Genomic DNA, 22777 nt, shown 5'->3' on the forward strand with positions numbered 1-22777 from the left:
GGCAGACTCCCGCCCCAAACCGCCGGGAGACGGGGGCGTTTAAATAAATAAGAGGTTCAAGCGCGGCGCAGGGCGTGATGTTCCATGCGGTTTTGCAGGCGATACAGGTAGGCAAAACCCTGCTCCCAACGATGGTGGCCGGACTTCACATTGATGTGCCCGGCCCCCGCCAGAATCCCCGCTTCGGCGCCCCAGTTTCGTGCCAACTCCAGCGCCCGTGGAGCGCTGACAGCGGCGTCGTTATCGGAACTCACCACCTGGCTCGGGAACGGCAGCAGGTGCGTCGGAATCGGTGCAAAGTTGCGCAACGCAGGCACGCAGGCCGGGCGCTCGACGTCGGCAGGCGCCACCAGCAAGGCCCCGCGAACCTGACGCAACGCCTGCAACGGCGCAGTAGCCGCCCAATGGGCAACGGTGATGCAACCCAGGCTGTGGGCGATCAGGATCACCGGCGTGCTGTCGGCATCAATCGCTTCGGCCAGCGCCGCAACCCAATCCTCGCGACGCGGCGTCAGCCAGTCGGCCTGCTCTACCCGTGCGCTGTTCGGCAGGCTGTTCTGCCAATGGCTTTGCCAATGATCCTCTGGCGATCCTTGCCAGCCCGGCACAATCAGGTAGCGAATTGATTCGTTGCGCATGGGGAGCTCTCCTGTGCGTGTCTGTTCCTGGTCGAGTATAGGGATGGGATTTATATTCGCTAAGGAATAAGAAGCTATTTATTAAGATCCATATCGAATATGCACTGATCACCCTGTGGGAGCGAGCTTGCTCGCGATAGCGGAGTGTCAGCGGGCATCAATGTTGACTGACACGGCCCCATCGCGAGCAAGCTCGCTCCCACAGGGTTCATGGCTGGCAGTTTATTCAGGACAAAAAAAAGGGGCCGCACCCTGCCAAGGAGACGGCCCCGGAAATCACTATTTTGTACTGCGCGGTCATCACCGACAGCTCGGTAGTCCTCAAATGTTTAACACGGACAGGTTGCGGTTCGATGAATCGATCTGCCTGCGCCTGTCCCCACGCGATCGCTTCGATGGATGAATCATTGCCTCAATGACTTATTTCTTAAAGGAATATTTCATGATTTATATAGACCTGTAAGGAATAAAAAAATCAACACTTCCTGCCAGCTCCCGGAATCAAAGGGCTGCCGAGGAACACGCTCGGGAACGATCTACGCCTGAGCTTCCCGCACCGCTTCGGTTGTCTGCTGCGCCTTGCGTACAAACCGGTTCGCCCGTCCAAATGTGCCGAAATCATTGAAGCGCACACCCATCTCGCGCATCACCTTGTGCGCCACTGGCACGGTCAGCTGGCGGATGTAAAACGGTTCCTTCACCACGAAATGATGGATGCCATGGCTGCTGCCGAAGTTGAAGCAGAACGCCTGCAACGGCCACATCCACCAGGGGTTCAGCACCTGGGTCTGCTGGATCACGTTGCCCGGCTCGATGTCGCCGTAGTAGTGCATGTTCGAGCTGACGAAGTGCAGGCAAAAGGTGCGCAGCACGTTCGGGCCAATGATCACCACAGCGGCGATATCGATCACCTGCATCACCGACAGCGTGGTCGCCGACCACTCCACCGAGGAGCCCAGCAAAGACGCAATGCCGTTGGCCGCGTGGAAACCGAGAAACAGGTACCACGCGCCCCAGTGCACCAGCGCCAGTGGTGCGTAAACCTTCAAAGAGCGCTTGATGATGCTGAGTTTGTGCGCCCAGGTCTTGGCCCGTAGCATGCGGATGAACGCCGACATCACGTTGTCGCCGACCATCAGCAAACGGGCGAAGCCCCAGGGTTCGCCGTTGGTGATCGCGCGCTCTTCCATGTCGGCTTCGCTGCCAGACACCTTGTGGTGATTAAGGTGCAGATGGCGGCGGATCCATGGGTTGATGGTGCTTGGCCGCGCCAGCCAGACCAACCCCATCATCAGGTTATGCGGCAGGCGTTGCTTGCGAAAATACATGCTGTGAATCAGGTCGTGCTCCAGCTCATGGGTCAGCGAGGCAAAAAACGCATTCAGCAGCAAACACGCCCACCAGGCCATGTGCCCGGTCATGTAGAGCGCCGCCGAACCGATCATCCCGGCCAGGGCGAAGGCCAGAATGCCCGCGCCCAAGGCGTCCTGATGATCGAGAATCGGGTAGCGCTTGCGCAGTTCGACACCGCGGGCGAGCACCACTTCACGAATGTGTGCAGATCGTTGTTGTGCATTCAGGCGTTCAGGACTTGCAGAAGTACCGTACATGCTTCCATCCTTTAGTTATTGATGTTCGCATCCTGCCCTGTGCGATCGCTTCGGGCGTTAGCTGTGAACGCCAACCTGTTGACCGGAAGCGCCAATCATCATGATTGAACCTACCTCCCTCGCCAGCTGGACCCGCGCTTTGCGCAAACAACTCGACGCCCTCGGCCTCGACAGCAACGCGCTGTGCCTGCAAGCCGGGCTCGACCCGCAACTGATGGACGACCCGAACGCCCGCTACCCGTTATCGGCCACGACCCGACTGTGGGAGCTGGCCGTCGAGGTCAGCGGCGACCCGGCGATTGGTTTGCGGGTATCGCGATTCGTCAGTCCGACCACCTTCCACGCGCTGGGTTATGCGTTGGTGGCCAGCGGCAGTTTGCGTGAGGTGTTCGAGCGCATCGTGCGTTATCACCAGGTCATCAGCGACGCCTTGGAACTGGAACTGACCCGTGGCGAAGATCGCTATTGCTTCACCCTCAAGGTGCCCGAAGGCAACCCGGCACCAGCACGGGAAGCAATCGACGCCTTCGCCGCGATCTACGTGCGCACCTGTCGCAACCGTCTGGGCCGGGACTACGCGCCGCTGGCGGTGTACCTGCGTCGCCCGGAACCCGCCGACCCGAAACAATGGCACGCGGTGTTCCGCGCGCCGATCTTCTTTGCCGCTGACGAAGACCGGCTTGAGTTTTCCATCGAAGACTTCGAAAGCCATCTGGATGACGCCAACCCGGAACTCGCCGAACACAACGAAACCGTACTCAAGCGCGCCCTGACGCAGCTGCGCCTGCTGACCTGGGAGCGCAAGGTGCTCGATGCCATCGAAGCACAACTGCCGGAAGGCGAACCCAGCGCCGAACGTATCGCCGAGACCCTGCACTTGAGTTTGCGCAGTTTGCAACGGCACCTGGCGGACGAAGGCTGCCGGTTCGATACGCTGCTCAATGAGTGTCGTGAAAATCTGGCGCTGCTGCACTTGCGAGACCCGCAGTGCTCGCTGAGCGAAATCAGCTACCTGCTCGGATTCGCCGACACCAGCAGCTTCAGCCGCGCCTTCAAACGCTGGACCGGGATGACGCCGGGGCAGTTTCGCGATGGGTTGCGGTAAAGCTTCGGGATTTGCGCCGGATTTGCCGGCCTCATCGCGGGCAAGCCCGCTCCCACAGTGGATCGTCGGTGTGAGCGCTGCAAATCTAATGTGGGAGCGGGCTTGCCCGCGATAGCGATTCAACAGGCACTAAAAAACCATCGCGCTCTCACCGCCCCCGATCACGGCGCAGCAACTTGCGCACCCGCGCCACCAGCTCGCTCACGGCGAACGGCTTGAGCAGGTAGTCATCCTCATGCAGCTCCAACCCGCGCAGCCGGTCTTCAATACCATCGTGGGTGGTCAGGAACAGCACCGGCGTTGCGCCAAGCTGGCGGATCTGTTGCAACAGCTGCCAGCCGTTGAGGCCGGGCAGCATCACATCAAGAATGATCAGGTCGTACTCACCCGCTTCGATGAAGCGTCGACCGGCCATGCCGTTGTCCGCTACATCCACCGCATAACTGGCTTCGCTCAGGCCCCGGGCCAGAAGCTTCGCGGTCTCGGGTTCGTCTTCCACTAACAGCAAACGCATGGCACACCTCGGATTATCGTCACCACAGGCTAGGCGCCTTGGCGCACAAAGCCCATCACAAACGGTTATTTCGGATGAGGTGACCGACTCAGACGCTCGCCAAAGCCCGCAACCGCACTGCGTCGAGGATCTCGATTTCGCCATAGCTCAGGCTGAGAACGCCCTGGTTCTCCAGGTCCTTGAGGATCTGGTTGGTGGTCTGCCGCGACAACGAAAGCAGTAACGCCAACTGCTCCTGCGGCAGTTGCAAAGTGCGCCGTGCCGGTTCGATCTCACCATAGCCGTCGGCGATCATCAGCAAGCGGTGCGCCACGCGGGCCGGGGCCGGCAGCAAGGTCAGCTGTTCGAGATTGATGAACGTCAGGCGCAATTTATGGCTCATCAGCAAGGCCAGCTGTCGCCAGTAGTGCGGCTGTTCTTCGAGCAAGGTGAGCAGCGCTGCCTGCGGTATGTGCAACAGAATGCAGTGGCCCACGCCATAGGCGTCGTGGGTACGTGGCTGGCCATCGAACAGACTGATTTCACCGAACCAGTGCGGCGGCTCGATCAGGCTCAACAACGCCTCCTTGCCCTGCTCGCTCACGGCGCCCACGCGCATCGCACCTTCGAGCACCGCGTACAGACCACACGGCGGATCACCACGCCTGAACAGCCGCTGCCCCGGCGACAGACGCCGCACGCGGGCCAGGGACAGCAGACTATCCTGTAACGAGGACGGCAAATGGCTGAACCATTGACCCTTCATCAGGCGTGACCGCCAGGCCTGCATATCCATGAAAACTCCAAGATGATTGTCGTCTGGCTGACAGAGCAACGACGGACCGCAGGGCATGATCGAGATCCCTACAGGAGGAATAACAATGAAAAGCCTCGTTGACCACCTCAGTCAATACGCCGCGTACCACCGTGACCCGCGCAACATCGCCAGCCACTTCATTGGCATTCCGCTGATCGTGGTCGCCGTCGCGGTGTTGCTGTCACGGCCAGGATGGCCGGTGGCCGGGCTCTGGCTGTCTCCTGCGGTGCTATTGGCGCTGGCGTCGGCGTGGTTCTATTTGCGCCTGGAAGTACGCCTTGGCATGGTGATGACGGTGCTGCTGGGCCTGTCCGTTTGGCTAGGCCAGATTCTCGCGGCACACAGCACCCTGCTCTGGTTGAGCAGCGGCATTGCGATGTTTGTGGTCGGCTGGGCGATCCAGTTTGTCGGCCATCACTACGAAGGACGCAAACCGGCGTTTGTCGATGATGTGACGGGGTTGATCGTCGGGCCGTTGTTTGTGGTGGCGGAATTGGCGTTCTTGCTGGGGTTGCGGCATGAGCTCAAAGAGCAGATCGAGGCGCGGGCTGGCGGGGTGCGGATCAATCGGAAACGTGCTGCGGCGTAGGACGCCATCGCGAGCAAGCTCGCTCCCACAGGGTTTTCGGTTGGCCACAGGATTTGTGGTCAGCACCGGTCCATTGTGGGAGCGAGCTTGCTCGCGATGCTTTTAGAGGTTGGCGACTTTCTGCCAGACCTTGGGTTTGAAGAATAACGTCTCGCCCTTGGACAGCCCGGTCAGGCTGTCGTGATCCTTCACCACTTCCGCTTCGATCAGTTCGCTCTGGCCTTCGACCTTCAAGGTGATGCGTGTAGTTGCACCCAGCGGGCGGATATCACGCACTTGCGCCGCGTGGTGATCCACAAGCTCTGTGCGCGACAGCGACACTTCATGAGGGCGGAACAGCACGTGATTGTCGTCGCCCAGATGCAGACGGTTCGAATCACCGAGGAAGTGGTACACGAAATCGCTGGCCGGGTTTTCGTAGACGTCGCCCGGTGAACCGATCTGCTCGATCACACCCTTGTTCATCACCACGATGCGATCGGCCACTTCCATCGCCTCTTCCTGGTCGTGGGTCACGAATACCGAGGTCAGGTTGATGTCTTCGTGCAACCGCGCCAGCCAGCGCCGCAGTTCTTTACGGACCTTGGCATCCAGCGCGCCAAAGGGTTCGTCGAGCAGCAAGACTTTCGGTTCAACCGCCAAGGCACGGGCCAAGGCGATGCGCTGACGCTGACCGCCGGAGAGCTGTTCCGGGTAGCGATCCGACAGCCAATCCAGTTGCACCATGTTCAGCAGCTCATGGACTTTGACCGCGATCTGGCTTTCGCTCGGACGCTGGTTTTTCGGCTTCATGCGCAGGCCGAACGCGACGTTGTCGAACACGGTCATGTGGCGGAACAAGGCGTAGTGCTGGAACACGAAACCGACGTTGCGATCACGCACGTCGTGGCCGGAGACGTCTTCGCCGTGGAACACGATGCTGCCGGCGTCCGGGGTTTCCAGGCCGGCGATGATCCGCAGCAAGGTGGTTTTGCCGCAGCCGGACGGGCCAAGCAACGCCACCAGCTCGCCGCTCTGGATGTCCAGGTTGATGCTGTTCAGCGCCTTGAACGCGTTGAAGTTCTTGCTGACATTACGGACTTCGATCGACATGACTTATTCCTCTGCGGCGCTGGCGCGCAGGCGGTTAATACGGTTTTCGCTCCACTGCTTGAGCAGCAGGATGAAGAGCGCCAGGATCAGCAACAGGCTCGCAACGGCAAACGCGGCAACGTGGTTGTATTCGTTGTAGAGAATCTCGACGTGCAGCGGCAGGGTGTTGGTCACCCCGCGAATGTGCCCGGAAACCACCGAAACCGCGCCGAACTCACCCATCGCCCGCGCGGTACACAGCACCACGCCGTAGATCAGGCCCCACTTGATGTTCGGCACGGTCACGTGCCAGAACATCTGCCAGCCGTTGGCGCCCAGCAAGCGTGCGGCTTCCTCTTCCTGCGTGCCTTGCTCCTGCATCAGCGGGATCAGTTCACGTGCTACGAACGGCACGGTGACAAAAATCGTCGCCAGCACGATGCCCGGCAAGGCGAAGACGATCTGGATGTCGTGGTCCTGCAGCCACGGGCCAAAAATCCCCTGGGCACCGAACATCAGCACGTAGACCAGACCGGCGATCACCGGCGACACCGAGAACGGCAAGTCGATCAGGGTCACCAGCATGCTCTTGCCACGGAACGAGTATTTGCTCACGCACCAGGCTGCGCTGACACCGAACACCAGGTTCAACGGCACCGAAATCAGCACCGCAATGACGGTCAGTTTCAGGGCCGACAACGCATCCGGTTCAAAGATCGCGGTGAAAAACGCACCGAGGCCAAGCTTCAGGCCCTGGGACACCACGATGAACAGCGGCAGCAACAGGAACAGAGCAAAAATCAGCCAGCCAAGGCCGATCAGAATTCGCCGTGAAACGGCGCTGCCACGACGGGCGGCGTTGGCCGAAGACGCAGCGGCAATAGACGATTGGGACATTTTCCGCGCCTCCTTATGGGGTTTCGATGCGCCGCTGCAACAAGTTGATCAGCAGCAACAGGACGAAGGAAACCACCAGCATCAGCACGCCAATGGAGGTAGCGCCGGTGTAGTCGTATTGGTCGAGCTTGACCATGATCAGCAGCGGCAGGATTTCGGTTTTCATCGGCATGTTGCCGGCGATGAAAATCACCGAACCGTACTCACCGACGCCACGGGCAAACGCCAGGGCAAAACCGGTCAGCCACGCAGGCAGCAACGCCGGCACCAGAATGTAACGGAACACCTGCAACGGCTTGGCACCCAGGCACGCGGCGGCCTCTTCGATCTCTCGCGGGATATCCGCCAGTACCGGCTGCACCGTACGCACAACGAATGGCAGCGTGACGAAGGTCAGCGCCAGAGTGATGCCGAGGGGCGTGTAGGCGATCTTGAACCCCAGGTCCGCTGCGAACTGCCCGACCAGACCGGTCGGCGTGTACAGCGCCGTCAGCGCAATACCGGCCACGGCCGTCGGCAATGCGAACGGCAGGTCGATCATCGCGTCGATGATCTTGCGTCCGGGGAAGGTGTAACGCACCAGCACCCAGGCCAGCAACGTGCCGATGATGCCGTTGATGATCGCGGCATACAGCGCGGTGCCGAAACTGAGCTTCAACGCCGCCAGCACCCGTGGCGCCGAGATGATTGCCCAGAATTGATCCCAGGTGAGTTGAGCGGCATGCACGAACATCGCCGCCAAAGGTATGAGCACAATCAGACTGAGGTACACCAAGGTGTAGCCCAGCGTCAGCCCGAAGCCGGGTATGACGGGGGAGATACGACGCGACATAAAAGTCCCTGGTTGAAAAAATCAAACAGCTAAGTGCACCCATGTGGGAGCGAGCTTGCTCGCGAAGAGGGGATATCAGTCAACATTTAAGTCGTCTGACACTCCGCCTTCGCGAGCAAGCTCGCTCCCACATATTCCGCGCCCAAGCTTAAGGTTCGTTGTGTGACTCAAGTCAGGTTACTGCGCCTGATAGATCTGGTCGAACACGCCACCGTCATTGAAGAATTTCGGTTGGGCGGATTTCCAGCCACCAAAATCCTTGTCGATGGTCACCAGCTCCAGGGTCGGGAACTGTTTGGTGTACTTGGCGGCCACGTCCTTGTCACGCGGGCGGTAGAAGTTTTTCGCAGCAATTTCCTGACCGGCCGGGCTGTACAGATGCTTGAGGTAGGCTTCGGCGATCTGCTCGTTGCCCTTCTTCTCGGCGTTCTTGTCGACGACCGCAACCGGCGGTTCGGCAAGGATCGACAGCGAAGGCACGACGATGTCGAACTTGTCAGCGCCGCCCTGTTCTTTCAGCGCCAGGAAGGCTTCGTTTTCCCAGGCCAGCAACACGTCACCCTGGCCGTTGTTGACGAAGGTAATGGTCGAACCGCGAGCGCCGGTGTCCAGCACAGGAACGTGCTTGAACAGCGTTTGCACGTACTCTTTGGCCTTGGCTTCGTTGCCGCCGTTGGCTTTCAGGCCATAGGCCCAGGCGGCGAGGAAGTTCCAGCGCGCACCGCCGGAGGTTTTCGGGTTCGGGGTGATCACTTCAACACCGCTTTTGGTCAGGTCGCCCCAGTCCTTGATGCCTTTGGGGTTGCCCTTGCGCACCAGGAACACGATGGTTGAGGTGTACGGCGTGCTGGCGTCCGGCAGGCGTTTTTGCCAGTCGGCCGGCAGGGTCTTGCCGAGTTTGGCGATTTCGTCGATGTCACCGGCCAGGGCCAGGGTCACCACGTCGGCCCGCAGACCATCAATCACCGCCCGGCCTTGTTTGCCCGAACCACCATGGGATTGCTGGATCTTCACGTTGTCGCCAGCGTGTTCTTTCTTCCAGAAGTTGATGAACTCGGCGTTGTAGTCCTGATACAGCTCGCGGGTCGGGTCGTACGACACGTTGAGCAATTCATAATCCTTGGCAACCGCGGAACCGGCAAAAATGGCGCTGGCCAGAGCGGCCAAAGCGTAACGGCGAATCGACGACATGGTGCAGCTCCTGAATTCTTTTGTGTTGGCTGTTCTTATGGTTTTCCGGAATCGGGTTGCCCGTTGAGTAGTGCTTCAGCTCGGCTTGTTGCCTGGGTTCTGCAAACGGAATTTCTCTTTGCGTTCGATCTGGACCACCTGCGCGTTGTGCACGGTGATTTCCACTGCCCCAAAGCGCAGATCGCGCAATGCGCTCTGGATCTCGCGCAAAATGGTGGCTTCGTCCTGGCCGTCAACGCTACGTAGAGATGCGCTCATGGTGCTGCTCCTTCAATGAGATGTGCCTGGCAGTGGCGGCACTGCTTACGGCGTGAGGGCAATAGTAGATAGGCGCAGATATTCTTAAAAATACTATTTAAGAATGTTTATATAACCGAAAGACTGTTCGTTCCCACGCGGACTGTTATTGCGAAGGGACGCAGAGCGTGGGAACGATCAGTGCTGAAAAATCACTGGCGCTCGCGTCCAGTCCAGCTCATGCGCCGGCATCGGCCGACCAAACCAGTAACCCTGCCCCAGATCGCAACCCTGCTCGAGCAAAAACGCCGCCTGCTCGACCTGCTCGATGCCTTCGGCGTGCACCTGCATGCCCATGCTTTGCGCAAGGGCGATGATCACCCGGACGATCGCCGCATCGTCTTCATCCAACGGCAGACCAGCGACAAAGCCCTGGTCGATCTTGAGTTTCTGCACCGGCAAGCGCTTGAGCCGCAGCAGCGACGAATAACCGGTACCAAAGTCATCGATGGCCAGCCGCACGCCCAGTTCGCGCAGACGATGCATTTGTTCCAGCGCGACTTCCGGATCTTCCATCACTGCGCTTTCAGTCACTTCCAGCTCCAGGCACGCCGGGTCCAGTCCCGTGTCATGCAGCACCTGGGCAACCCGCTCAAACAGTTCGCGCCGGGCAAACAGGCGGGTAGACACGTTCACCGCAACAAATGACAACACCACCCCGGCGTTCTGCCAGGCACACATCTGCTGACAGGCCTGTTGCATCACCCAGGCGTCAATCTCGGCGATCAACCCGGTGCGTTCGGCAATCGGAATGAACTCACCCGGCGACACCAGCCCGCGCTGCGGATGTTGCCAGCGAACCAGCGCTTCAACGCCGATCAACCGGCTGGTTTTGAGGTCATGCACCGGCTGGTAGAACACCCGCAACTCCTGCTGCTCCAGCGCGCGGCGCAATTCGAAGGCCATCTCGACCCGGTGCTGGGCGTGGGCGGTCAACTCCTCGGTGTACAAGGCATAACCGTCGCGCCCCGAATTCTTGGCCTTGAACAACGCCGAATCGGCATTGCGCAGCAATTGTTCGGCGCTCAGCGCGTCGCTGGGGAACAGGCTGATACCGACACTGGCATTGATGAACAACGGGTGAGCAGCGATGAAAAACGGCTCTTTCAGGCCCTCAATGATCCGCTGTGCCAACGCGGCAGCCTGCACCACTTGCGGACAGTTCTCGGCCAGCACGGCAAACTCGTCGCCGCCCAAACGCGCCAGCGTAACGCCGGGGCCAAACAGGCCTTGCAGGCGCACCGCCGCCGCTTTGAGCAATTGATCGCCAACGTTATGCCCGAGGCTATCGTTGATCATCTTGAAATGGTCCAGATCGATCATCAGCAACGCACACCCGCGCTTGTGGATCTGCGCCGAAGCAAGCGCCTGCTCGACGCGATCGCTGAACAGCAGACGATTGGGCAGGTCGGTCAGCGGGTCGTGATGCGCCAGATGCGCGAGTTCGTGCTCGGAATTCTTGATCGCGCTGATGTCGGAAAACACCGCCACATAGTGGCTGAGCTGGCCGTGGTCATCGTGAATGACCCGGATGGTCTGCCATTGCGGATAAATTTCACCGCTTTTGCGCCGGTTCCAGATCTCGCCGCTCCATTCGCGGGTGCGCTCCAGACTCTCGAACATCGCTTGATAGAAATCTGGTGGATGATGGCCGGACTTGAACAGGCTGGGCCCCTGGCCCAACACCTCTTCGGCCTGATAACCGGTGATGTCCATAAAGGCCCGATTGACGTGGACGATCACCCTCTGGTGATCAGTAACCAACACCCCTTCACGGGTGCAATCGAACACTGCCTGCGCCTGGCGCAATCGAGTGCGATCTTCGTGACGGTGGCGCAATTTGGCACCGACCCCGAGAAAGCACAGCAAATGCGCCCGGGCAATGAAGATAAACCCCGCGCTAAGTACCACCCAGACATAACCGTTGATCAGTTGCCATCGCTGAAGATCAGCGGATTCATCGAATAAATTGGTTAATAAACAACCAGTGAATTTCAGCCAAGCGACAGAAAACACCAGGTAGAGCAGCGCTGCACGCAAGGCATCGCGATAAGAAGCAGACATTCGGTCGTCCATGGCCTTACAAAAAAGGTTGGAATTATAGATTAAAGAAACATCCAGCCACTCTTATCTGAAAGCGCGACTGGTTTTATCTGTGTGCTGAGTGATAATGCGCCAGCTGTTTTTTTCTTTATCGAGGGCCATACAGCCTATGTGGTACGAAGGTTTACTCGGCTTGTCGCCCTGGCAACTGGTGGCAGTCACCCTGTTAATGACCCACATCACCATCGTGGGCGTCACGGTTTATCTGCATCGTTATTCAGCCCATCGCTCCCTTGAGCTCAATGCCGGCCTGAAACACTTTTTCCGCTTCTGGCTGTGGCTGACCACGGCGCAGAACACCCGCGAGTGGACTGCCATCCACCGCAAGCACCACGCCAAATGCGAAACCGTCGATGACCCGCACAGCCCGGTGATCAAAGGCCTGTCCACGGTCTTGCGCAAAGGTGCCGAGCTGTACCGCGCCGAAGCGGAGAACCCCGAAACCCTGCGCATTTACGGCAAGAACTGCCCTGAAGACTGGATCGAACGCAACCTCTACAGCCCTTACCCGCTGCTGGGCGTGGCGATCATGGCCGTCATCGACCTGCTGCTGTTTGGCACCATCGGCATCACCGTCTGGGCGATCCAGATGATGTGGATCCCGGTCTGGGCCGCTGGCGTGGTCAACGGCCTGGGCCATGCCATTGGCTACCGCAACTTCGAATGCCGTGATGCGGCAACCAATCTGGTGCCATGGGGCATTCTGATCGGCGGCGAAGAACTGCATAACAACCATCACACCTACCCTAACTCGGCAAAACTGTCGGTGAAGAAGTGGGAATTCGACCTCGGCTGGGCGTGGATCCAGGTCTTCAGCTTCCTGCGGCTGGCCAAGGTTCAGCGGGTTGCGCCGATCGCCCACCGTGTCGAAGGCAAAGGCAGCCTGGACATGGACACTGCCATGGCGATCCTCAACAACCGCTTCCAGATCATGGCCCAGTACCGCAAGCTGGTGATCGGCCCGCTGGTCAAGCAAGAGCTGGAAAAGGTCGACCATTCCGTTCGCCACCAATTCCATCGCGCCAAGCGTCTGCTCTCGCGAGAAACCAGCCTGCTGGATGACAAGCATCATGTGCGCATCCAGACAATGCTCGAGCACAGCCAGGCGCTGAAGGTAATTTACGAGAAACGCCTGGCCTTGCAGCAGATCTGGATCAAGACCAGCTCAAATGGCCACGACATGCTGGCGGCCATCAAGGACTGGGTCCACGAAGCCGAGGCCAGCGGTATTCAATCGCTGCGCGACTTCGCCAACCAGTTGAAGACCTACTCCCTGCGCCCTGCCTGACGCCGTTGATCGGTGCGCCCCGTTCGCGGGCGCACCCTTCGGAACTAAGCTTCAAATCCCCTATCTCAAAGAGCACTTCGCCATCCAGGCGGGCTTTGTTGTGGCCGCTATCGAACTTGCGGCACGCCCTTTGAGAGTTGTGCCGATGGTCAATAAGAACCTGGAAGACCTGCCCTACCCACAGTGGCCCGAGGCCGCGCAAACCCTGATGGCCTTGATGCATGCCCAAGGTGAAGTCGCGCGCCTGAGCGAGCGTGAGCAGTTGTTCAGTTCGTTGCTGGTCAGCGTCAACGCCATCCTTTGGGCTTTCAACTGGGAAACACGTCAGGTGCTGTATGTCAGCCCGGCCTATGAACGAATTTTCGGTCGCTCCGCCGGCCTGCTGCTGGCCGACTATCGCCAATGGCGCGACAGCGTTTATCCGGACGATCTGGACTACGCCGAACGCAGCCTGGCCCAAGTGCTGGAAAAAGGCGCCGTTGAAGACCGCGAGTACCGAATCATCGCCGCCGACGGCCAGGTGCGTTGGCTCAGCGACAAGTGCTTCATCAATCGTCAGGCCGAACCCGGGCAACCGCTGATCGTGGTCGGCTTGGCCGAGGACATTACCGAAAAGAAGCAGCTGGAAACCGAGCTGCAACGCCTCGCCACCACCGATGTGCTGACCCAAAGCAGCAACCGCCGACACTTCTTCGAATGCGCCAGCCGCGAGTTCGAACAAGCGCGGCTGCAGGGCTCATCGCTGGCGTTTCTGCTACTGGATATCGATGACTTCAAACTCATCAACGACACGTACGGCCATCAGCAAGGCGACCGGGTGCTGCAACAGCTCGCCGAATGCGGGCGCGCTGCGTTACGCCGGGGTGACCTGTTCGGGCGGATTGGCGGTGAGGAATTTGCAGCGGTATTCCCTGGCTGCGCGCCAGAGATGGCGAGACAGGTCGCCGAGCGCCTGCAACGGGAAATCCAGCGTTTGTGTTTCAGCCATGACGGGCAGACCTTCGGCATCACCGTCAGCCAGGGCCTGACCAGCCTCACCGCTGAAGATGCAACCGTCGACAGCCTCTACACCCGCGCCGACGCCGCGATGTATCGAGCCAAACGCCAGGGCAAGAACCGCATCATCTCTGGCTGACAGGCTCCCACAAGGGTTTGTGTAACGCTTACTTTTTGCGCAAGCGCATCAGTTCCGGCAGGCCGATCTTGAGCAGGCGCGCCGTTCGGCTTTTGGCCAGTTCTTCAACGCCTTCATGCTCGGTCAGGCGAGCAAGTTGCGCCGCCAGGTTCATCACCAGCGCTTCACGGGAATACACCCCGCCACCGAGCTGATAGACCGCTGCAATCAGCTCTCGCAACTCCAACGGAAGCCGCCAGCGAGTACGCAACGCCGAACCATAGGCCGCGCCAAATTCAGCCAGCGCGTCGCCGACCTCTTCCAACTCGTCCAGTTCACCCCCCGCCTGTATCCACTCCTGCAAGCAACGTAGCAGCGCCAGATCGCCGAGGCGATGGAGCATGCCGGCGCAATAGCAACGCTCCTGATCAAGATCGAGCAAGCGCGCCAGGGTCCGCCCGTATTCGGCGGTGTGCAGTGACAGCTCCCAGTAGCGCTCGGCGTAATCGGCCAGGCACGGATCACTCAACTTCGCACTGCGCTTGAGGGCCAGGCCAAGGATCAGGTTCATGCTTTGCCCGGTGCCCAGGCGATTCAAGGCCTGGGACACGGTCTGCACGGTATCGCCAAGGTGCTGCGAGGCGCTGTTGGCGGCGGCGATCAGCACCGCAGTGATCTGCGGGTCAGTGCGCACTTCTTCTTCCAGCAGCTTCAAATCGAGGCCATTGGGGTTCAGGCTGCGCTTGACCGCCAGTTGTACGTCGGTGAGCAACGGCGCGCCATCCGCCAACTCACGCCGACGCTCAAGGAAGGTCGACAAGGTCATGCCCGGCGCCAGCGCCGGAACGTCACAGGAAACCGTCTGGCCGGCGCTCAGGAGCAAGTCCTGCAGGCGCTGAGTCAGACCTTCCATGTTCAGGGGCTTGGTCAGATAGGCCGTCGGGGCCAGCGGCAATACCTCGCGCACGCTGGCGCTGTCGTTGCGGCTGCTCATCAGAATGAACGGCAACACCGGGTTACGCCGCCGCTGACGCACACTGCGCAGCAAGCCCAGGCCATCGACACCGGGAAGCTCCCAATCGGCGATCACCAGGTCATACGGGTTTTCACTCAGCCACTCCAGCGCCTGCTGGCCATCGGCACACAGATCCAGCTGCGCATCGCAGCGCACATGCAGCAACACCTGCTCGAGCAGGTCTCGAGACCAAGGGTCAGCCTCGGCGATCAGCACTCGCGGCACAGCCGGTAAATCAACAGCAGTCATCAGTTCACTCCGAGGCAATGCCTGCACCTTAGACAATGCTGGCCATTCGATACAGCGCAAAAGCCGCCGATGTGTTTCAAGTGACAAAAAAAACCCGCCGAAGCGGGTTTTTTGTCGATCGGGTCACACTGCGAAATCAGAGCTCGGAGAAGCACTCTTCCATGATCGCCAGACCTTTATCCAGTTGCTCGTCCGGTGCAGTCAGCGGCACCAGTACACGCAACACGTTGCCGTAAGTACCGCACGACAGCAGGATCAGACCCTTGTCGCGTGCCTTGGCCACGACTTTGGCGACGGCGGCGGCGTTAGGCTTGTGGCTGTCGCCGTTTTCGAACAGTTCAACCGCGATCATCGCGCCCAGGGCACGCACTTCACCGATCACCGGGTACTTGGCCTGAATGGCCTTGAGGCCAGTGACCAGACGCTCACCGACTGCCTTACAGCGATCCAGCAGGTGCTCTTCTTCGAACACTTCCATCACTGCCAGCGCAGCGGCGCAAGCGATCGGGCTACCGGCGTAAGTGCCGCCCAGGCCGCCTGGAGCGATGGCGTCCATGTATTCAGCCTTGCCGCACACACCGGCCAGCGGGAAGCCGCCAGCGATGGATTTGGCGAAGGTGGTCAGGTCGGCTGCAACGCCCATCTGTTCCATGGCGAAGAAGGTGCCGGTACGGCCAGCACCGGTTTGCACTTCGTCCGCGATCAACAGAATGCCGTGCTGGTCGCACAGGGCGCGCAGACGCTTCATGAACTCTTTAGGAGCGACGTAGAAACCACCTTCGCCCTGAACCGGCTCGATGATGATTGCAGCGATGTCACGCGGCTCGGCGTCGTTCTTGAAGATGCGCTCGATGCTGGCGATCGAATCGTCGATGCTCACGCCATGCAGTTCGTTCGGGTACAGCGCGCGGAAGATGCCGCCTGGCATCAGGCCCATGCCGGCCGAGTAAGGCACGACTTTACCGGTCAGGCCCAGGGTCATCATGGTACGACCGTGGTACGCACCGGTGAAGGCGATCACGCCGGCACGGCCGGTGGCGGCACGAGCGATCTTGATGGAGTTTTCCACGGCTTCGGAGCCGGTGGTCACCAGCAGGGTCTTCTTGGCGAAATCACCTGGAACCTTGGCGTTGATTTTTTCGCACAGCTCTACGTACGGTTCGTAAGCCAGCACCTGGAAGCAGGTGTGAGTCAGCTTGTTCAGTTGCTCGGTCACGGCTGCGATGACTTTCGGGTGCAGGTGACCGGTGTTCAGCACGGCGATACCGCCGGCGAAGTCGATGAACTCGCGACCTTCAACGTCGGTCACGGTGGAGTTCTTCGCCGAGTCGGCGAAGATCGGGTGAATCTGGCCAACACCGCGTGGTACAGCGGCTTCGCGGCGTTTCATCAGGGATGCGTTGGTCTTGCTCATAAAGTCCTCATTCGCAGCTCATCGGGCGGCGTGGTCCAAGGAATACGTGGCGGGGAGGCAACTACGGCAGCATGCGATGATCGACTGCCACAGCTTTCCCGGCCACCGAGAAATAACGTTTGAAGCCCGCAAAGGGACAGCGCTCTCGTGCCCTTTGCGTTTAATTCCTTACCTGATCAGATGCCCAGGCAGAGGTATTTGATTTCCAGATAATCTTCAATGCCGTACTTGGAGCCTTCACGGCCCAGGCCCGAGGCCTTGATGCCGCCGAATGGCGCGACTTCATTGGAGATCAACCCGGTGTTGACGCCGACCATGCCGTATTCCAGGGCTTCAGCCACACGGAACACACGACCCAGGTCACGCGCATAGAAGTACGAGGCCAGACCGAACTCGGTGTCGTTCGACATCGCGATCACTTCGGCTTCGTCTTTGAAGCGGAACAGTGGCGCCAATGGACCGAAGGTTTCTTCCTTGGCCACAGCAGCGCTTTTCGGCACATTGGTCAGGATGGTCGGTTCGAAGAAGTTGCCTTCCATGACCTTGCCACCGGCCAGCAGGGTCGCGCCTTTGCTCAGGGCATCAGCAATGTGCTCCTGAACCTTGGCCACGGCTTTGCCGTCGATCAACGGGCCAGTGGTGGTGCCTTCTTCCAGACCGTTGCCGATCTTGAGTTTGGCCACGGCCACTTTGAGTTTTTCAGCGAACGCGTCGTACACCGAATCCTGAATGTACAGACGGTTGGCGCAGACGCAGGTCTGGCCGTTGTTGCGGTACTTGGAAATGATCGCGCCTTCGACGGCCTTATCCAGGTCCGCGTCGTCGAACACAATGAACGGAGCGTTGCCGCCCAGTTCCAGGGAAACTTTCTTGATGTCCTTGGCGCATTCAGCCATCAGCTGACGACCGATTTCGGTCGAGCCGGTGAAGGACAGCTTGCGCACGATCGGGTTGCTGGTCAGCTCGCTGCCGATATCGCCGGCGCTGCCGGTCACAACGCTCAGCACGCCTTTCGGGATGCCGGCACGCTGGGCCAGTTCAGCCAGGGCGAAGGCCGAGTAAGGCGTTTGCGAAGCAGGCTTGAGCACCATGGTGCAGCCAGCGGCCAGGGCCGGGCCGGCTTTACGGGTGATCATGGCAGCCGGGAAGTTCCACGGAGTGATCGCAGCGGTCACGCCGATTGGCTGCTTGATCACGATCAGGCGCTTGTCTGGCTGGTGGCCCGGAATCACGTCACCGTAGATGCGCTTGGCTTCTTCGGCGAACCATTCGATGAAGGATGCGGCGTAAACGATTTCGCCCTTGGCTTCGGCCAATGGCTTGCCCTGCTCCAGAGTCATCAGGCGAGCCAGGTCTTCCTGGTTTTCAATGATCAGTTCGAACCAGCGACGCAGTTTGTTCGCGCGCTCTTTGGCGGTCAGTGCACGCCAGGCCGGCAGCGCTTTGTCAGCGGCTTCGATCGCACGGCGGGTTTCGGCAGCGCCCATTTTCGGCACGGTGCCCAGAATTTCGCCCGTTGCCGGGTTGGTGACGTTGATCGTCTGACCATTGTCCGCATCGACCCAAGCGCCATCAATGAAGGCTTGCTGGCGGAACAACAGGGTGTCTTTAAGCTGCATGTCGGCTTTCCTTAACAGCACCGCGCACGCGCGGAGCAAATTATGATTGTAGAAAGGCGCCTTGTAGGCTGCCGTCAGGGAAATCATTCACCGGGCTGAAGCACATAAATAGCGCACTATTGAAGCTCGTGCGGTTCAGCACCCAGACAAGAGCGTTTGAAATCTCAAACGAATCCTAGGATCAAAGGGGGTAAAGGACAATAGGCTGTTCGAAAAAAAGAACGAAAACGCCGCATTTGCCCTGTTTTTCTGATCAACGTAGTAAACGACAACGCCCCCGCCGCCTTCAAGGCTGCGGGGGCGTTGTTATCGGGTGCTCCAGGAGATCAGCGACTCAAGAGCTAAACGACTTGAGGACGCTAAGCAGGCTGGTGAGGTTGTCGGCCACCCCACCCTGGCTGATTTTTTCCGTGGTTGCCGCAGCGGCGCCAGTGTCGACGCTGTAGATCTGCATGACGCCCTGGTTGGCCGCGGCCTGGGCCAGGGTATTTTGCTGTTGCTGGGCCGACACGGCATTCTGGAACAGGATGCTGGTGGAATGTCCCATGGATTGATAGACGGTGCCGAGTGACATCGCCGGTGCTTCAGCGACGACCTTGACGTTGGTTTGGGTAACGGCATCGGTGATTTGCGGGCTTACAGTGCTCATAGGTCAAACTCCATGTTTGAGTCAAAGGTATTGCACAGTTGATTCAGGGTTTCAGCCGATCAACCCTGGAACGACTTCATGACGGCCAACAGGCTGGTGAGGTTGTCGGCAATACCGCCCTGGCTGACTTTTTCCGTGGCTGCTCCGCCGGCAGCGGTGTCCACGCTGTAGATCTGCATCACGCCCTGGTTGGCCGCGGCCTGGGCCAGGGTGTTTTGCTGTTGCTGCGCCGACACCGAGTTCTGGAACAGGATGCCGATGGAGTGGGCCATGGATTGATAGATGGTCCCCATTGCCATGGCCGGCGCCTCAGCGACGACCTTGACGTTGGTCTGGGTGACCGCGTCGGTGATTTGTTCGCTAACAGTTGGCATGAATTAACTTCCTTTGTTATTACACGGTGCATTCCGTGTTCTTTAATGAACGTTGCAAAACAAGGGATGTGAATACTGGATAACGCCGCTCAGCAAGTGTGCTGTCAGCCTCCCATGCTTTACTCGTTCAGGCGCGCCAGCGCCGATTCAACCTGTTGAACCAGGCTGTTCATTTGCTCGTCCATGGCGCTTTTTACTTCCTGGCGTATCAGGTCCATCAACAGTTCCTTAAAGTCCTCATCGTCCACCGTTAACAGGGAGGGCCGGGACGGTTCTTCAACAGTCGACAGCAACTGTCTTATTAACTCCTCGCGCTGTTGCGAGGTATGTTTCAGTATGTTTTCACTGGTCCGAAACTGATCGATCACCGCATTCGTGCGCTGTTCGTCGGCCTCTATCAGCCTGACTGTCTGCTCGCGAACCTGTTCGATACTCCTTTGCGCCGCCTGGGCAAACGTCTGTGGCTTGTCCAGGACAAAAGCTTCCAGCACTTGCCGTTCGGCGGGTGACAGCCGGCGCTTCATGAAAAGCTCGGCGAACCGGTGAATGCTCTCCATCGGATTTTCGTTTTCCTTGCTCATCAAACGACTCCTCTTCCTTTATCGGGGCATTGGGAACGGTCAATTGCGCCCATCGTCAGCGCCCGTCGTTGGGGGGCGTGCGGAGCGATTCGCCAGGGTGTCGCTGTACTTGGCGAGGCTCTGGTCGATCATGTCGATCGCCGCGGCGGCGCCAGCGCCCTCCATGGCGCCAGCAGCGGCGCTCACGGCAGCGGCGGCGGCCACCAACAGGTCGGTGGTAAACGCGCCCTTGGCGTCCTCTTCGGCAGCCGGGTAATTCTCATTGACGATGTTTTCGGTCATTTGCTTGAGCAATACCGCCTGAGCGGCCAGGGCCAGCTTGCTGACGCCATCGAAGTAACCCGCCGCCGACTGCGCCACCAGGCCGGCGGCCTGGCCGATCATCATGTCCGGCGCAATGGCGATCTGCGCCGGGGCATAACTGAACGTCTGGGCATTGGTGAATTGCACGGCCTGAACGATCTGGCTGTTCAGTGCGTCGGTAGAATCCGTGCTCGGGGCATTCACCTGCTTGAGCAGATGCTCATTCATCACGCTCATGATCGAGCGCGATGTCATGCCTGATTCAGTTCGGGAGGCGGCCTCGCCCGGATCAACAGGTGGGCCCGCAGCGCTGTCGGAGTTCGACGACTGTTCGGCAATGACGGGGGGTTTTCTCTTGAACCAGAACATGGCGGATCTCCCGAACCATCAACCCTTCTCGCCAATCTGCATGATCAGCGAAACCGCCTTGGAGATCACCGCGTTGGAAATCTGGTTGAGGGCCTGCTGGCTGTTGACCGCATTCTGCAAGGACAACCCTGCAGAGTGACTCGCTACCTGATACAGCGAAGCGATGGCTTGCGCCGGCGCTTCCGCGACCACCTTGACGTTGGTCTGGGTCACCGCGTCGGTTATCTGGGAATTAACCATCGGATCCGTCATACATCTCTCCTTGATCGAAAGCACCATCGCGGGCGCGGTGGTGGGGACACATCGTCAGCAGTGATTGCTCACAGAACTAGAACGCGCCAGGGACGCGGCTGTGAATCCACACGTTCGTTTCAACGTAATGCCGCACGCAACAACTGCACGCGCTTGCGTACCAGAGGCAAGGTAATCCCCAGCACAGCGGCGATTTCCGGGTAAGGAAGTTCTTCGACAAATTTCATTTCGAACAACCGCTGCTGAATCGGCGGCAACTGCGCCACCGCCCGATCAACCTGGGCCAGGCGCTCATACAATTCCGTACGCTCAAGGACCGACGCAGAGGGTGCGGCCAGAATGGCCTGGTGATCCTGCGCAAGGTCGATCGAGCGATCGAACAGCCGCCCCTCACGCAACGTGCGCCGACAACTGTCGAGAAAGACGTGATCAAGCACCAGAAACAAAAAACCCTGCGGATCTCGAATGCGTTCCGGAGAACGCCTGAAGAACAGCAGGGCCTTGATCGCCGTGGCAGACAGCCATTCCTGGGCGTGTTCCATATTGCCCTTGGCCCGATGCCTGGCCCGACGTGTAAGCTCGGGCTGTACCGCCCGCCAACTCGATTCGAACAGTTGATCGGCCACAGCCACATGCAAATTGCATTGCGTCGAACCATCCATGCCAGCACTCCCTGTGCGTCCCTGATGAGCTGGCAGTCTGTGATTCTGGATTTACCTTTGCTGTTACCTTGGGAACAGTCCTACAGCTAATTCAGCGCATATGCCTTGCGCCGCAGATGGTCGACGTCATTGATCACAATTCGGTCGCGCTGACCGCTGATCAGTCCCAATCGGCGCCACAGTTGTAGCTGCACATTCAACTTGGGCCGGCTGGTGTTCAGCATCGCGGCCAGAATCCCCTGGTTTTCCGGCATCGGCACTGTGGGCAAAGTGGTAACGGTCAGATCGGCATCCTCCATGTTGGTCAGCAGAAACCGCGCCAAGCGTGACTCCAGCCGATACAAACAGACCATTTCCAGCAACTCCATGACACCCAGCAGCCTTCGCATCAACAACATCAGAATCCGGCGCAGAAACAACGGCTCAGCGCACAACACTGAAAAATGCCGACGCCCCAGCAGCAAGACCCGGGTCGCCCCGCACGCGTAGGCTGAGGCCTCGCGCAGATGCCCCTCGATTAGCGCCGATTCGCCCACCACATGCCCGGCCTCGGTGCTCCCGACGATCTGCTCACGCCCGTCCGGCCCATGAACAACGGAATAAATACGACCTTCCACGACCAATGCCAGGAACTCCAGCGTGTCCTGTTTGAGAAACAGTACATCCCGATCTCCGAGCGAGCGTTCAACGCAATGGGTGGCGGCATAGTGAATCAACGATTCAGACATGCCTCGAAACAGATCCGAGCGTCCCAACACAATCTGTCGCAGAGGAATATCGAGCATTACAGATCCTTTGAAATGCATGAGTACGCCATGATGGGCAAGTGAGCGCCGCGCAGATACGCAGCCAATAGTGTTCAGGGCAACTGGGCAAAGCAAACAAAGGGACGTTCAGTGGCGCCACTTGTGAATCGCTCGCACCGGAACCGGCAGAGAACGCTCAACATGGCGTGGATACATTGATCGGATATGTCCGGGGGAAAAATCACTCAACACACTGGCATGGACGGCCCGAAGCTACATCGGTATGATGGCGGCCGCACATGCACCAGTAGCTCAGCTGGATAGAGTACTGCCCTCCGAAGGCAGGGGTCGTGGGTTCGAATCCCGCCTGGTGCACCATCTTCTTTCCCTTGTATGACAAGGGAATAGCGCTCCTGATAAAAACCTGTCCTGGTCCTGAACGTCGTTTAAGGCGGGGTTTGCTCTACCGCCAGGACTTGGCGATCCACACCTGGCAAGC

24 protein-coding genes and 1 tRNA gene are annotated in these 22777 nt (G+C 59.3%); 5 read left to right on the forward strand and 20 right to left on the reverse strand.

The genetic code is table 11. The annotated features are described in order from the left end of the window. Positions 1–56: 56 nt before the first annotated feature. Positions 57–638: an alpha/beta hydrolase gene (locus AC1DIG_RS14995; protein ID WP_103320512.1), complete on the reverse strand. Its 582-nt coding sequence runs from the start codon at positions 636–638 to the stop codon at positions 57–59. A gap of 536 nt (positions 639–1174) precedes the next feature. Beyond that, complete coding sequence (locus AC1DIG_RS15000; protein ID WP_477767916.1) at positions 1175–2248, reverse strand: fatty acid desaturase; 1074 nt, start codon at positions 2246–2248, stop codon at positions 1175–1177. Positions 2249–2348: 100 nt separating this feature from the next. Between AC1DIG_RS15000 and AC1DIG_RS15005 the strand changes: the two genes are divergently transcribed. Then, positions 2349–3353, forward strand: coding sequence for an AraC family transcriptional regulator (locus tag AC1DIG_RS15005; protein WP_477767917.1), 1005 nt, complete (start codon positions 2349–2351; stop codon positions 3351–3353). Positions 3354–3501: 148 nt separating this feature from the next. Here AC1DIG_RS15005 and AC1DIG_RS15010 read toward each other — a convergent pair whose 3' ends face one another. Both AC1DIG_RS15010 and AC1DIG_RS15015 read right to left on the reverse strand, forming a co-directional pair. Continuing rightward, complete coding sequence (locus tag AC1DIG_RS15010) at positions 3502–3867, reverse strand: response regulator (RefSeq protein ID WP_477767918.1); 366 nt, start codon at positions 3865–3867, stop codon at positions 3502–3504. A gap of 88 nt (positions 3868–3955) precedes the next feature. Further along, positions 3956–4642: a Crp/Fnr family transcriptional regulator gene (locus tag AC1DIG_RS15015; RefSeq protein WP_477767919.1), complete on the reverse strand. Its 687-nt coding sequence runs from the start codon at positions 4640–4642 to the stop codon at positions 3956–3958. Between the two features lie 85 nt (positions 4643–4727). Here AC1DIG_RS15015 and AC1DIG_RS15020 point away from each other — a divergent pair, with 85 nt between their 5' ends. Beyond that, entirely contained in the window at positions 4728–5252 is a 525-nt protein-coding gene (locus AC1DIG_RS15020) for an Mpo1 family 2-hydroxy fatty acid dioxygenase (RefSeq protein WP_477767920.1), read from the forward strand. 102 nt (positions 5253–5354) lie between these two features. Here AC1DIG_RS15020 and AC1DIG_RS15025 read toward each other — a convergent pair whose 3' ends face one another. The 6 genes from AC1DIG_RS15025 to dibA form a co-directional block, all read right to left on the reverse strand. After that, positions 5355–6344: a sulfate/molybdate ABC transporter ATP-binding protein gene (locus AC1DIG_RS15025; protein WP_477767921.1), complete on the reverse strand. Its 990-nt coding sequence runs from the start codon at positions 6342–6344 to the stop codon at positions 5355–5357. 3 nt (positions 6345–6347) lie between these two features. Continuing rightward, complete coding sequence (gene cysW / locus AC1DIG_RS15030; protein WP_054595058.1) at positions 6348–7220, reverse strand: sulfate ABC transporter permease subunit CysW; 873 nt, start codon at positions 7218–7220, stop codon at positions 6348–6350. A 13-nt stretch (positions 7221–7233) separates the two neighbouring features. Then, positions 7234–8052: a sulfate ABC transporter permease subunit CysT gene (gene cysT, locus AC1DIG_RS15035; protein ID WP_019691172.1), complete on the reverse strand. Its 819-nt coding sequence runs from the start codon at positions 8050–8052 to the stop codon at positions 7234–7236. 177 nt (positions 8053–8229) lie between these two features. Next, positions 8230–9243 (reverse strand): sulfate ABC transporter substrate-binding protein, encoded by a 1014-nt coding sequence (locus AC1DIG_RS15040; RefSeq protein ID WP_477767922.1) that lies wholly within the window; start codon positions 9241–9243, stop codon positions 8230–8232. Between the two features lie 75 nt (positions 9244–9318). After that, positions 9319–9501, reverse strand: a complete 183-nt coding sequence (oscA, locus tag AC1DIG_RS15045; RefSeq protein ID WP_007941032.1) for a sulfur starvation response protein OscA — start codon at positions 9499–9501, stop codon at positions 9319–9321. 177 nt (positions 9502–9678) lie between these two features. After that, complete coding sequence (gene dibA / locus AC1DIG_RS15050) at positions 9679–11604, reverse strand: phosphodiesterase DibA (RefSeq protein ID WP_477767923.1); 1926 nt, start codon at positions 11602–11604, stop codon at positions 9679–9681. Positions 11605–11752: 148 nt separating this feature from the next. Between dibA and desA the strand changes: the two genes are divergently transcribed. Together desA and AC1DIG_RS15060 are read left to right on the forward strand one after the other, a co-directional pair. Continuing rightward, positions 11753–12931, forward strand: coding sequence for a delta-9 fatty acid desaturase DesA (desA, locus tag AC1DIG_RS15055; protein ID WP_477767924.1), 1179 nt, complete (start codon positions 11753–11755; stop codon positions 12929–12931). A 145-nt stretch (positions 12932–13076) separates the two neighbouring features. Continuing rightward, positions 13077–14066: a GGDEF domain-containing protein gene (locus AC1DIG_RS15060; protein WP_477767925.1), complete on the forward strand. Its 990-nt coding sequence runs from the start codon at positions 13077–13079 to the stop codon at positions 14064–14066. 28 nt (positions 14067–14094) lie between these two features. On the opposite strand, the gene AC1DIG_RS15065 is transcribed toward AC1DIG_RS15060, so the two are convergent. From AC1DIG_RS15065 to AC1DIG_RS15110, 10 genes are all read right to left on the reverse strand, one after another. Then, positions 14095–15309, reverse strand: coding sequence for an HDOD domain-containing protein (locus tag AC1DIG_RS15065; protein WP_477767926.1), 1215 nt, complete (start codon positions 15307–15309; stop codon positions 14095–14097). 136 nt (positions 15310–15445) lie between these two features. Continuing rightward, complete coding sequence (gene gabT, locus AC1DIG_RS15070; RefSeq protein ID WP_477767927.1) at positions 15446–16723, reverse strand: 4-aminobutyrate--2-oxoglutarate transaminase; 1278 nt, start codon at positions 16721–16723, stop codon at positions 15446–15448. A gap of 176 nt (positions 16724–16899) precedes the next feature. After that, positions 16900–18342 (reverse strand): NADP-dependent succinate-semialdehyde dehydrogenase, encoded by a 1443-nt coding sequence (gene gabD / locus AC1DIG_RS15075; protein WP_477767928.1) that lies wholly within the window; start codon positions 18340–18342, stop codon positions 16900–16902. A gap of 334 nt (positions 18343–18676) precedes the next feature. Beyond that, positions 18677–18991: a RebB family R body protein gene (locus AC1DIG_RS15080; RefSeq protein ID WP_477767929.1), complete on the reverse strand. Its 315-nt coding sequence runs from the start codon at positions 18989–18991 to the stop codon at positions 18677–18679. 59 nt (positions 18992–19050) lie between these two features. Further along, a complete protein-coding gene (locus AC1DIG_RS15085; RefSeq protein ID WP_477767930.1) occupies positions 19051–19365 on the reverse strand; it encodes a RebB family R body protein in 315 nt (104 codons plus the stop codon). Between the two features lie 119 nt (positions 19366–19484). Further along, positions 19485–19946 carry a hypothetical protein gene (locus AC1DIG_RS15090; protein WP_477767931.1) on the reverse strand — a complete coding sequence of 154 codons (462 nt, stop codon included), beginning with the start codon at positions 19944–19946 and terminating at the stop codon, positions 19485–19487. Positions 19947–19985: 39 nt separating this feature from the next. After that, a complete protein-coding gene (locus AC1DIG_RS15095; protein WP_477767932.1) occupies positions 19986–20618 on the reverse strand; it encodes a hypothetical protein in 633 nt (210 codons plus the stop codon). An 18-nt stretch (positions 20619–20636) separates the two neighbouring features. Continuing rightward, positions 20637–20870 (reverse strand): RebB family R body protein, encoded by a 234-nt coding sequence (locus tag AC1DIG_RS15100; RefSeq protein WP_477767933.1) that lies wholly within the window; start codon positions 20868–20870, stop codon positions 20637–20639. Between the two features lie 119 nt (positions 20871–20989). Further along, complete coding sequence (locus AC1DIG_RS15105; RefSeq protein WP_477767934.1) at positions 20990–21532, reverse strand: RNA polymerase sigma factor; 543 nt, start codon at positions 21530–21532, stop codon at positions 20990–20992. Positions 21533–21618: 86 nt separating this feature from the next. Next, positions 21619–22338: a Crp/Fnr family transcriptional regulator gene (locus tag AC1DIG_RS15110; RefSeq protein ID WP_477767935.1), complete on the reverse strand. Its 720-nt coding sequence runs from the start codon at positions 22336–22338 to the stop codon at positions 21619–21621. 241 nt (positions 22339–22579) lie between these two features. Between AC1DIG_RS15110 and AC1DIG_RS15115 the strand changes: the two genes are divergently transcribed. Further along, positions 22580–22656 (forward strand) — tRNA-Arg (locus AC1DIG_RS15115). Positions 22657–22777 lie beyond the last annotated feature (121 nt).

It is taken from the genome of Pseudomonas sp. 05N431 (assembly GCF_056397005.1).